The following is an 11,959-nucleotide window of genomic DNA, read 5'->3' on the forward strand; positions in this document are numbered from 1 at the left end:
GTACACTTCCGTTTCAAAAGCGATGCAAAGGTACAGCTTATTTTGACATTACCAAAACTTTTGCATAATATTTTTCGATATTTTTTTAGTCATTTAGCGACACGCTCTGTTTCTCAAGCATTTAGTACGTTCACTTTTTTGCCTCATTTTTCCGGATGACCTTTGCCGGATTACCAACGGCTATGCTATCGGATGGAATATCTTTCGTCACCACACTACCCGCACCGATGATACAACGGTCGCCGATGGTGACGCCTGGACACAAAATGGCACCGCCGCCAATCCAGCAATCCTCTCCTATCGTCACCGGATAGGCATATTCCTTTTCCGTACGACGCTCGATATAATCCATCGGATGATGGGGAGTGTATATCTGTACGCATGGACCGACCAACGTATGGGCACCAATCGTGATATATCCCCCGTCCAGGAAAGTGCAATTGGCATTGACAAAGACATGTTCACCCAGCCGGATACCATCCCCATGGTCGCAATGGAACGGTGGACAGATGACGGACGTGGCGGGAATGCCCGGTACCAGCTCCTCCAGCAAGCTCCGGTAATCCTCATCGTAAGTACTCATCACACGCATTTTTGCCAGCAAGCGCTTGGCATACTTGAACTTCACCTGTATCTCCGGAACGGACATATCCGCCAACTGGGAGCTACGCATTTTTTCCACTTCATTCATATTATTTCTTCTTTTGATTCATACAGAGACTCAGCCCCGAACAAAAATACGGAAATAAACGCAGTATACCAAAAGAGCGGAAAACCTTTCGGCTTTCCGCTCCTGCAATCGTTTATAGAGCAAACAATTTATTTGTACTCCTGCCAGCTCTTAATCTGGATATCTTCCAGCTTCATTTCGCAGAATGCCTCGATAAAGGCACTTGCCAGGCGGGCATTGGTAATCAACGGAATGTTGTGGTCGATGGCACCGCGACGAATCTTGTAGCCATTGGTCAGCTCGCGTTTCGTATGGTTCTTCGGAATGTTGACAATCAGGTCGAAGGCATGGTCGGCAATCATCGTCATCACGTTGTTTTCCGCATCCGGGCGTTCATCCGGCCAGTAAACGGCTTCCGTCGTCACGCCATGGGCGTTGAGGAAAGCGGCTGTACCTGCCGTAGCATAAATCTTATAGCCTTTGGCAAAGAGCATGCGGCTGGCATCCAGCAAATCCACCTTGGACTTCATGGCTCCGGAGGAGAACATCACGCCCTTCTCGGGACGGGGGATTCTGAATCCGGTAGCAATCATGGCATTCAGCAATGCTTCGGAGAAGTCGTCGCCAATACAGCCTACCTCGCCCGTAGACGACATGTCCACACCCAATACCGGGTCTGCCTTGTGCAGACGGGAGAAGGAGAACTGGCTTGCCTTCACACCAATACGGTCGATGTCGAATGCCGACTTGTCCGGTTGTGTATAGGGAGCGTCCAGCATGATGCGGGTAGCAGTCTCGATGAAGTTACGCTTCAGCACCTTGGATACGAACGGGAAGCTGCGCGATGCACGGAGGTTACACTCGATAACCTTCACCTCGTTGTTGCGTGCCAGGAACTGAATATTGAAAGGACCGGAAATATTGAGTTCCTTCGCAATCTGGCGGCTGATTTTCTTGATGCGGCGTGCCGTTGCAAAGTAAATCTTCTGTGCCGGGAATACCAGCGTAGCGTCACCGGAGTGTACACCGGCAAACTCTACGTGCTCGGAGATGGCGTATTCCACCACTTCACCGTTTTGGGCAACAGCGTCGAACTCAATCTCCTTAGTGTTCTGCAAGAACTGGGATACCACCACCGGATATTCCTTAGATACTTCGGCAGCCATCTTCAAGAAGTTTTCCAGTTCTTCTTCATCGTAGCATACGTTCATCGCAGCACCGGAGAGCACGTAAGACGGACGCACCAGTACCGGATAGCCCACCTTCTCTACAAAGCCTTTCACATCTTCCAGGCTGGTGAGTTCCTGCCAAGCCGGTTGGTCGATGCCCAGCTGGTCGAGCATGGCAGAGAACTTGTTACGGTTTTCGGCACGGTCGATGGAGATGGGGGAAGTACCCAACACGGGAACTGACTGGCGGTGAAGCTTCATAGCCAGGTTGTTAGGAATCTGTCCACCCACGGACACGATGACACCGCGCGGCTGCTCCAGGTCGATAACGTCGAGCACACGTTCGAAGGAGAGCTCGTCGAAGTAGAGACGGTCGCACATGTCGTAGTCCGTAGAAACGGTTTCGGGGTTATAGTTAATCATGATGGACTTGTAGCCCAGCTTGCGGGCAGTCTGGATGGCATTCACCGAACACCAGTCGAACTCTACAGACGAACCGATGCGGTAAGCGCCCGAACCAAGCACAACCACTGATTTTTCATTCTTATAATAGTTCACATCATAACCCTGAACGGCATACGTCATGTAGAGGTAGTTCGTCAGTTCCGGATGTTCGGAAGCCACCGTATTGATGCGCTTCACGGCGGGCAGGATGCCCAGCTCCTTACGACGGGCGCGTACGGTAAGGTTTTCCTTCTCCATATTGCCTTGCGGATTCAGCACGAAGCGGGCAATCTGGAAGTCGGAGAAGCCAAGCACTTTGGCTTCGCGCAGCACGTCGGCGGGGATGTCTTCCACCTTATTATATTGGGAAAGTTTCTGCTTGTAGTCTACGATGTTCTTCAGCTTGCCCAAGAACCAGGGGTCAATCTTGGTCAGCTCAAAGATGCGGTCGATGGCATATCCCTTTTCCAGAGCCTCGGCAATGGCAAAGACGCGCAGGTCGGTGGGATGTGACAGTTCGTAATCCAAGTCATCGAACTCCACTCCCTCATTGCCCACGAATCCGTGCATTCCCTGACCAATCATACGCAAGCCCTTCTGGATAATTTCTTCAAAGGAACGTCCGATAGACATGATTTCGCCTACCGACTTCATGCTGGAGCCAATTTCGCGGCTGACACCTACGAACTTCGTCAAGTCCCAACGCGGAATCTTGCAAATCAGGTAATCAAGTTGCGGAGCAGCATATGCAGAATTGGGAGTTCCCATCTCGCCGATTTGGTCGAGCGTATAGCCCAACGCAATCTTGGCAGCCACGAATGCCAGCGGATAACCGGTAGCCTTGGAAGCCAATGCGGAAGAACGGGACAGACGGGCGTTCACCTCGATGACACGATAGTCGTTTGTCTCGGCGTTGAACGCATACTGGATGTTACATTCGCCCACGATGCCCAGGTGGCGGATACATTTGGTGGAGAGCTCCTGCAACATTTTCACCTGCTCGTCGGTCAATGAGCAAGTGGGAGCCACTACGATGGACTCACCCGTATGAATGCCCAGCGGGTCGAAGTTTTCCATGCTTGCCACCGTGAAGCAGTGGTCGTTGGCATCGCGGATTACCTCGAATTCAATTTCCTTCCAACCCTTCAGAGACTCTTCTACCAGAATCTGCTTGGAGAAAGTGAAAGAGCTTTCGGCCAATTTAATGAAAGCTTCCTCGTCCGGACAAATACCGCTTCCCAGTCCACCCAGAGCATAAGCCGAGCGCACCATCACGGGGTAGCCAATCTCGCGGGCTGCCTTCAGTGCGTCCTCCATGCTCTCCACAGCGTGGCTCTTCGGAGTCTTCATCGGAATCTCGTCCAGCTTCTTCACAAAGAGGTCACGGTCTTCGGTGTACATAATCGCCTCAACGGAAGTACCCAGCACGCGCACGCCATATTTCTGAAGAATTCCGTTCTGATAGAGTTCCGTACCGCAGTTCAGCGCCGTCTGTCCGCCGAATGCCAGCAAAATGCCGTCGGGACGTTCTTTCTTGATGATTTCTTCCACGAAATAAGGAGTTACCGGCAAGAAATAAACTTGATCGGCGATACCTTCCGATGTCTGGATAGTAGCAATGTTCGGGTTTACCAAAACAGAACCGATACCTTCTTCGCGCAACGCCTTCAGCGCCTGCGAACCGGAATAGTCAAACTCTCCGGCCTGACCAATCTTGAGCGCACCAGAACCCAAGACAAGCACTTTCTTTAAATTCTTTTCCATATTCTCTTGTTGTCTATTAAGTTACGAGTTACAAGCTACGAACTACGAGTTGTAGCTATTTCACAAAAAAAATGCGTCACCCAATAAAGGATTAACGCATTACCAAAGAACTAAAAATATCTTTCTCGAAAAAAGAGAAACTGACGGCTCCCAAATGAAATTCATTCGAACGGAGGTTATATTTGCTTCTCATTTCCTGCGATTGCATAGTCTCTTTAAAATTTGTGCAAAGTAACGACTTATTTACGAAAAGAGCAAATTGTGGCATATTTTTTTGCATAAAAGAAACGTCATCCTCCATAATAGAAGAGCGGCCGTCGCCCACAACCGAAATCTTTTTCCGAAAAATGCGATTCCATATAAAAAAGAAAGACTATATCTCAGTAAAGGCATTTGCGGATAAATATGAAGATTCTCCCCACCAAAACTTGCTTTTCTCGCCACGGAAACTTACCTTTGTGCCTATACAAAAATAGAACAAGGATTCTGTTTCTACAAACAAAGCCTTTATTCTTAAAAATAAAATTTCTATTCCTTGGAATAAAGGCTTTATTCTAAGATTTCTCCGCCACCAAAAGAACTTTGCTCCGCAGGGAAAAGGACTTTGCAACGAAGGAAAGAAAAGAAAGGAGAACGCAACAATGACCACACGCTACCAAATGAAAGAAATGCCCGACTTGCAAGGCACGGGCGAACCAATCACCTACCCCAAGATGGTGATGACCGGACAGACCGGCACGCGCGAACTGGCGGAATACATCGCCATGACCTCGGGATTCTCGAAAGGCGTAACCGAAGGAATTATCTGCGAGCTGGGCGAAGCCCTGGCCCACGAAATGGGAATGGGACGCTCGGTGAAGATAGAAGGATTGGGCGTATTCACCCCCGCACTGTCCATCTACCCCGACAAGGAACGCGAACAGCCCCAAGAAAGCACCACGAAGCGAAACGCGCGGAGCATCTACGTAAGTGGCGTGAACTTCCGCACAGACAAGGCCTTGATTAGAGAAACCAACCATTGGTGCGAACTGGAACGTGCCTCCTGGAAACCCGCACGCTCGTCGAAGAAATACACCCCCGAACAACGTCTGGCTCTGGCGCATCAGTATCTGGACAAGCATGCCTTCCTTACTGTCAGCATCTACCGGCAACTGACCGGACTCGTCCGCTCCACCGCCACCGTGGAACTGCGCAAATGGGCACATACTCCCGGCAGCGGAATCGATACAAGCGGCATCGGAAGCCATAAGGTATACGTGAAAAGGAAAGAAAGCGTCATCCCTTGAGGTTTCGATAATTATAGGTATCTTTGCCGGTCTTAATGGCTTTTATACAATGAAGAAACTAAAAAATACATAATATGGCAAAAGAAAAAATCATCCTTACGGGCGACCGCCCCACAGGACGCCTGCACATAGGACACTATGTAGGCTCATTGAGAAGAAGAGTGGAACTGCAAAACTCCGGCTTGTACGACAAGATTTTCATCTTCATCGCCGACGCACAAGCGCTGACGGACAATATGGAGAATCCGGAAAAGGTGCGCCAGAACGTCATCGAGGTGGCACTGGACTACCTGGCTTGCGGACTGGACCCGACGAAGAGTACCATCTTCATCCAATCCCAGATACCGGAACTCTGCGAACTGACCTTCTACTATATGGACCTGGTGACCGTGAGCCGCCTGCAACGCAACCCGACGGTAAAGACCGAAATCCAGATGCGTAATTTCGAGACAAGCATCCCCGTAGGTTTCTTCACCTACCCCATCAGCCAGGCAGCGGACATTACCGCCTTCCGCGCCACTACCGTGCCCGTGGGCGAAGACCAGGAGCCGATGATTGAACAAGCTCGTGAAATCGTACGCCGTTTCAACTATATATATGGTGAAACCCTCGTGGAACCGGAAATCCTGTTGCCCGACAATGCAGCCTGCCTGCGCCTGCCGGGAACGGACGGCAAAGCCAAGATGAGCAAGAGCCTCGGCAACTGTATCTATCTTTCGGACTCTGCCGACGAGGTGCAGAAGAAGGTGAAGAGCATGTATACCGACCCCGACCACCTGCGTGTGCAAGACCCCGGAAAATTGGAAGGCAACACCGTATTCACTTACCTGGATGCCTTTTGCCGTCCGGAACACTTCGGCCTTTATCTGCCCGAATATCCGAATCTGGACGAACTGAAAGCCCACTACCAACGTGGCGGTCTGGGCGACATGAAAGTGAAGAAGTTCCTCAACGAAATTATGCAGGAGACACTGGAGCCTATCCGCAACCGCCGCAAGGAGTTTGAAAAAGACATCCCCGCCATCTACGACATGCTGAAGAAAGGTTGCGAAACTGCCAGGGAAACCGCTGCCGCAACCTTGGACGATGTACGCAAGGCTATGAAGATAAACTACTTTGATGATGCGGAACTGATTGCAGAGCAAGTAAAGAAATTCGGCGGAGAATAAGGGATAGGAGATACGAGTTACAGAAGTTACGAGTTACAAGGAGCTACCTGTTACAAGTTACTGGTTACAAAAAATGAGGGGCATGCGTCATAATAACGCATGCCCCTTCTCATTTCTATAACTCGTAACTCCTTGTAGCTTGTAGCTCGTAGCTTTCTAATTGGCAGATTTCACCAATACCACACGGTTCAGAATCGGCTGTCCGAACTTATCGACACCACCACCGGCATCCACCTTCAGGCGGTCAGCAGGAATTCCGTATTGTTTTACCAATACATCGACCACGGCTTGTGCACGCTTCAAACTCAACTCTTTGTTGAATGCCGGCGTACCGGTTGCAGAGTCTGCATATCCGTTTACAGTGTAAGTGGCGTTCGGGAACTGTTTCATCTGGTCTGCCAGATAAGACAAGTTCATTGCTTCACGTGGAGAGACTTCGGCAGAACCGATATTGAAGAATACGGTACGCGGTGCTATATCCGGATCGGGAACAATCACTTCGGTTTCCGTAACTTCGGCCACCGGCTGGTTCTGTGCAGCCACCAATGCATTCTGCAGCTGCTGGTTGGCAGCTCCCATCTCTGCAAGCTGTGCCTGCATGGCAGCCAGCTCTACCTGAGAAATCAACTGAGGCATCGGGCGACGGAATCCACGGGCGGGGAAACGGTATGTCAACCCTACCGTTGCACTCAGCACGCCATCATATCCATGATCGCCGCCAACTTCGCCATCGAACTTATCTTCAACGCCCATTGCGCTCAGCTCCAGGTTAATATCTATCGCATTGGAAATACGGAAGCGATTGATGATACCCGCGTTTACAGACAGAGCTTCGCGGTGAGGCTTTGTGTAGTTGTGAGTGAAGCCAGCACCTACATAAGGAATGATTTCATACACACGGTGCTGGTTGTATCCTCCAAACAGCGCATTCAGATTGAACATCACATCTCCGTGCAGATTCATATAGTCGAAACGCTGTTTGTAGTAGCCGTCATCCATCTGAGTGCCTTTCACGTAGTCAGCACCTGCATCATACGTATATCCTCTTGCCTGAAGGCCGCTATATTGCAGACGTACTCCCAGTCCCGGGGTGAACCATTTGCCGATGGCAAAATTCAGCGTCGGACTGATACGCTTGCCAAAACTTCCTGCCTTATCATTATCTCCAAAAGTTGCTTCGGCACCACCGCCTATAGAGAAAAACCAATTACTCCAGAACGGATTAGTGATTACCTGATATTTATCCTGAACCTGGATAACACCAAATTCTTCCACAACTTCAGTCTTTTGCTGCGCCATGGCAACAGAAGACACACCAGCTAAAGCCAGTAACATTAGAATCTTTTTCATATACCTTAAAATAGTTAAGTGGTTAATTAAACTCTTTATCATTCAAACTGTCTAATTAACGCCAACAGAACTAAAAGGTTCTGAATATTTGTACTTTTTTTGCCTTGATGCAAAAGAAAGTACTCTTCCTTATTTGGAGAAAAGCTTTTCTATGTCGTCTTCTTTAATGGTCGCCAGCACCGTCTTTCCGTCCGGAGTATAATTCGGGGATGGGCATGCAAACAGATTGTCCACGAGATTGGACATTTCCTCGTTGCTCAGCACTTGTCCATAGACGATGGCCGCAGCACGTGCCAAGGTCGATGCAAGAATTGTCTGCACCTCTTCCTTAACGTCATTCCCTTTTTCCATAGCAGTATGTACCATATTCCGGACCAATTCTACCGGGTTCAACCCCTCTATGCCCGAAGGTATGCCGTTGATGGCATAGCTGCCGCCACCCAGCGGGCTCAAATCGAAGCCTACTGCCGACAAATCTTCCAATATACTTTCCAGTACGGCAGCTTCCGAAGCCGGCAACTGGATAATCTCCGGAAACAATACCCCCTGGGATACGCCTTGTTTCTGTCGAATCTGACTCATATAGCGGTCGAACAATACCCGGACATGCGCCCGGTGCTGGTCTATCAGCATCAGACCCGATTTAACGGAAGTCAGAATAAAACGCCCCTTGAACTGGAAGTGTTGCGCTCCTTTCTCTACCGTTGCCTCATTGCCATAGAAAGAGGCGCTTACCCCGGAAGGAACCGTTTCCTGGAAATAAGGAACCCTCTCCTCCTCTCTTGGAGCCGTACCGGTAACCGTATCCTCTACAAAAGGCTCTTCCTCCATCGGCTCGTTCATCCTGCTGGCTTTTTCCAAACCGGAATAAAGCCCCTCCCACTCCACTTTGGGGCGCGAATAATTGCCACCGCCTCCATAGGAAGAAGCGGAAGACGTCTTGAAGGGATTGAAATCCGTGTTATAGTGTACCTTCGGAGGCTCTATCGGACGAGCCTGCTCGAATGCAGGAATATCCGGCATATCCTCGGTGTCAAAATCAATAGTAGGTATAGCGCTAAACTTGCCCAAGGATTCCTTGACCGCAGCCGACAGAATCTGCCAGATAGCCTGCTCATTCTCGAACTTAATCTCCGTCTTCGTCGGATGGATGTTCACATCGATATTGGCAGGGTCTACCTCGAAATAAATAAAGTAGGAGATTTGCTCACCGGCAGGAATCAGCTGTTCATAAGCATCCATCACCGCTTTGTGGAAATAGGGGTGACGCATATAGCGCCCGTTCACAAAAAAGTATTGGTGCGCTCCTTTCTTGCGGGACGTTTCCGGCTTGGCTACAAAACCGGAAATCTTTATCATCGTCGTATTGACGTCTACGGACAGCAACTGCTGATTCAGCTTCTTTCCGAAGACTGCCATGATGCGTTGCCGCAAAGGCATTACCGGAAGATTGAACAATTCCGTATCATTACTATACAGATAGAAGGCTACCTCAGGATGCACCAACGCTATACGCTCGAATTCCGTAAGGATGTTGCTCAACTCCGTAGAGTTGGCTTTCAGGAATTTACGCCGGGCAGGAATATTGAAGAATAGGTTCTTGATGGAAAAATTGCTTCCCTTAGGGCAGGAAACGGCTTCCTGGCCCTCGACTTTAGAGCCGGCAATCAACAGTCGCGTCCCCAGTTCCTCGCTGGCTGGGCGTGTTTTCAACTCCACTTCAGCTACCGCAGCAATGGAAGCCAACGCTTCTCCACGGAAGCCCATGGTGCGTAGGGCAAACAAATCGGCAGCTTCGCGTATCTTTGAAGTTGCATGGCGTTCAAAAGAAAGACGCGCATCCGTTTCGGACATCCCCTTTCCGTCATCAATCACCTGGATGCAGGTCTTGCCCGCATCGGTAATCAGCACATGTATTTCCTCTGCTTCGGCATCAATTGCATTTTCCACCAATTCCTTCACAACAGATGCCGGACGCTGAATCACCTCTCCGGCAGCAATCTGATTGGCAACCGAATCGGGCAGCAAATGAATGATATCGCTCATGATAATGTTTAATGATTAGGGATTAATGATTAATCATTATTAAATGATTCCGTTACTGATGGCATACCACAGATAAATCAGCACAGCTATGACAACAAGGATTATGCCCAAATGCATCGGCTTACGTCCGCTCTCCTTGCGCCGCTTCAAGTGAGTTGTTCCTTCTATGAATTTGCCCCGTATATCCTCGGGCGAGAATTCCTTTTCCGGCAGCATACCCAGGTCACGCTTGGCGTTTTCTTCCATCTTCGCCAACTTCTCTTTCCGCTCATCCACATAGATATAGCTATGATTGAAGCCACGAGGCTTCCGCATTGCAAACATTCCCATGACGCTACTTATTATTTCGTTTAATATGCATATTCCTTGGCGAAGTTACAGGTTTCCGGTCACTTTTCTTCAATACTTCACCTGCTTTTTTAGCCCTCCACTCGAAGATATCCTCCTTGTTGAGCGGACGGATGTAGTCGAACCAAACAAAAGAAGGCAGCCTGCTCTTATCTGGTGGAATCTGGTCCAAAGGATAGGCTGTACCGGTAGTCTTTCCAACAAAGACTCCGCGCTCCATTCTTCTCTCCTTCAAGTACATTTTCAAAAGTCCACCTTCCGAATAGTTCATCATAATCAGCGAACTGTCCTTCTCCTCTACCGGATAATACACCACCAGTACATTGCCGTTTACCTCCACCAGACGCATGTCTCCATCTATGAAGAAAGCTTTCATCTCCTTACCGGAAACTTGGTTATAGTGAATACTGTCCTTTTTCTCTACCGTCAGGGCCTGATTGATGATATGTGCCCAGTCGATGGTACTATCGTTCATGTAAATTTTAATTTTCTCGCCCAACAACTGTTGTTCCCCGTGCCACAAGATAGGGTCGGTGTACATCGTCATGCAAGAGTCCTTGGAATTATACACCAACGAATCGCATACGGCCTGCACATCCGTGCGATAAGCACGCACCTTATGATAGGCACGCATCTCCCGGTACATGGAATCGGTATTCATATGGTAGGTAATCAGCCGCAAAGTATCACCATGCATAAACAGACTGTCGCCCTGCGAATAGTCGATAGCTACGGCACGTTTGGTGGCAACGGCGCTTCCGGTCAGTTCGTTGTAGAAACAATAGTCGCCAGTCAACATGTTCCGGTTGACCGTATCATTCATCTGTACATTGTCAAAAGCCTCACCGTATCCCAAGATGCGGTCGTAGAAAAGGCTGTCACCGGTCAATTTCTTGCCGTCGTTGGTCAGTACGGAACGGTCGAGCAGTTCTGCCTGCTCAGTAGTCGTATTGTACACGCCACGTTCGGAATAAATATGATTTTGATCACTCACAATGTCGGAGGGGCCTAAAATAGTAGCAATCTTGGTAGCTGTACTATACTTCAAGGTATCCGAAGTCAAGACAAACTTCGGATTGACCAGCTTCACGTCGTGATTGAAGACAGCCAACTTGGTGGCAGGGCTATATTCTCCCCACTCGGAAGTCAGCACATTATCCTCGTCGGTCAGCGTACCGCCTTCGAAGTAATAACCCAAATCGTACAGACGGTCATAGTTCAAACTGTCGGTTGTCAGCACCGTATTACGATTTATCATACGTACATTCTCACGCAGCATGGCCAGCTGCGACATGCCGTCATAATACAGATAGTCTCCATAGATAAACAAGGTGTCGCCCTGCTCCATACGCACATTGCCGAATGCCTCCACAGAATTTATCTTTTCGAATATCAGCGCACTATCACAGAACATGTACATACTGTCATGCTTCATCCTCACCGAACCGATGAGTACCTGCACATCAGGACGCAACTGTTTGTCCGCCTGCGCCTCATCTGCGTACAACAAATCGACGCGCGTCTTCTTCTTTTCCGACGTCTCCGTCTTTTTCTGTTCAATCGAGTCCACTTTCCTCTTCTCCGGTGCACCAGTACTCTTCTTTTTGTCCTGCGCACTCAGCAGACAGATGCCAAACAAGCATAGAATGCCTACCAGGAGGTATCTATGCTTGTTCAGGAAATGATTTTTTGTATTCTTCTTTTGCATACAAA

The 11,959-nt window shown here is 49.2% G+C and carries 8 protein-coding genes; 2 read left to right on the top strand and 6 right to left on the bottom strand.

From position 1 onward, the window contains the following. Window positions 1-130 precede the first annotated feature (130 nt). Together DWX62_RS18245 and carB are read right to left on the bottom strand one after the other, a co-directional pair. The gene (locus DWX62_RS18245) at window positions 131-691 is read right to left on the bottom strand and encodes a sugar O-acetyltransferase (protein WP_120173062.1); all 561 of its coding nucleotides are present in this window, start codon (window positions 689-691) and stop codon (window positions 131-133) included. A gap of 128 nt (window positions 692-819) precedes the next feature. Continuing rightward, a complete protein-coding gene (carB, locus tag DWX62_RS18250) occupies window positions 820-4,047 on the bottom strand; it encodes a carbamoyl-phosphate synthase (glutamine-hydrolyzing) large subunit (RefSeq protein ID WP_005829587.1) in 3,228 nt (1,075 codons plus the stop codon). A gap of 641 nt (window positions 4,048-4,688) precedes the next feature. Between carB and DWX62_RS18265 the strand changes: the two genes are divergently transcribed. Further along, window positions 4,689-5,333: an HU family DNA-binding protein gene (locus tag DWX62_RS18265; RefSeq protein WP_005833449.1), complete on the top strand. Its 645-nt coding sequence runs from the start codon at window positions 4,689-4,691 to the stop codon at window positions 5,331-5,333. Between the two features lie 74 nt (window positions 5,334-5,407). Then, a complete protein-coding gene (gene trpS, locus DWX62_RS18270; protein ID WP_005829577.1) occupies window positions 5,408-6,502 on the top strand; it encodes a tryptophan--tRNA ligase in 1,095 nt (364 codons plus the stop codon). A gap of 156 nt (window positions 6,503-6,658) precedes the next feature. Here the strand turns inward: trpS and DWX62_RS18275 are convergent, their stop codons facing one another. The 4 genes from DWX62_RS18275 to DWX62_RS18290 form a co-directional block, all read right to left on the bottom strand. After that, a complete protein-coding gene (locus DWX62_RS18275; protein ID WP_009037822.1) occupies window positions 6,659-7,852 on the bottom strand; it encodes an OmpA family protein in 1,194 nt (397 codons plus the stop codon). 129 nt (window positions 7,853-7,981) lie between these two features. After that, window positions 7,982-9,898 (bottom strand): DNA mismatch repair endonuclease MutL, encoded by a 1,917-nt coding sequence (gene mutL, locus DWX62_RS18280; protein WP_009037821.1) that lies wholly within the window; start codon window positions 9,896-9,898, stop codon window positions 7,982-7,984. A gap of 39 nt (window positions 9,899-9,937) precedes the next feature. After that, window positions 9,938-10,228, bottom strand: coding sequence for a hypothetical protein (locus DWX62_RS18285; RefSeq protein ID WP_005829571.1), 291 nt, complete (start codon window positions 10,226-10,228; stop codon window positions 9,938-9,940). A 4-nt stretch (window positions 10,229-10,232) separates the two neighbouring features. Next, window positions 10,233-11,954, bottom strand: a complete 1,722-nt coding sequence (locus DWX62_RS18290) for an OstA-like protein (protein WP_120173064.1) — start codon at window positions 11,952-11,954, stop codon at window positions 10,233-10,235. Between the last annotated feature and the right edge of the window lie 5 nt (window positions 11,955-11,959).

The organism is Bacteroides sp. AF20-13LB (assembly GCF_003603065.1).
Lineage (GTDB): Bacteria > Bacteroidota > Bacteroidia > Bacteroidales > Bacteroidaceae > Bacteroides > Bacteroides uniformis.

Coding starts and splice junctions, on each gene's coding strand:
- DWX62_RS18245 (WP_120173062.1), bottom strand. CDS start 691: ATGAATGAAGTGGAAAAAATGCGTAGCTCCCAGTTGGCGGATATGTCC.
- carB (WP_005829587.1), bottom strand. CDS start 4,047: ATGGAAAAGAATTTAAAGAAAGTGCTTGTCTTGGGTTCTGGTGCGCTC.
- DWX62_RS18265 (WP_005833449.1), top strand. CDS start 4,689: ATGACCACACGCTACCAAATGAAAGAAATGCCCGACTTGCAAGGCACG.
- trpS (WP_005829577.1), top strand. CDS start 5,408: ATGGCAAAAGAAAAAATCATCCTTACGGGCGACCGCCCCACAGGACGC.
- DWX62_RS18275 (WP_009037822.1), bottom strand. CDS start 7,852: ATGAAAAAGATTCTAATGTTACTGGCTTTAGCTGGTGTGTCTTCTGTT.
- mutL (WP_009037821.1), bottom strand. CDS start 9,898: ATGAGCGATATCATTCATTTGCTGCCCGATTCGGTTGCCAATCAGATT.
- DWX62_RS18285 (WP_005829571.1), bottom strand. CDS start 10,228: ATGGGAATGTTTGCAATGCGGAAGCCTCGTGGCTTCAATCATAGCTAT.
- DWX62_RS18290 (WP_120173064.1), bottom strand. CDS start 11,954: ATGCAAAAGAAGAATACAAAAAATCATTTCCTGAACAAGCATAGATAC.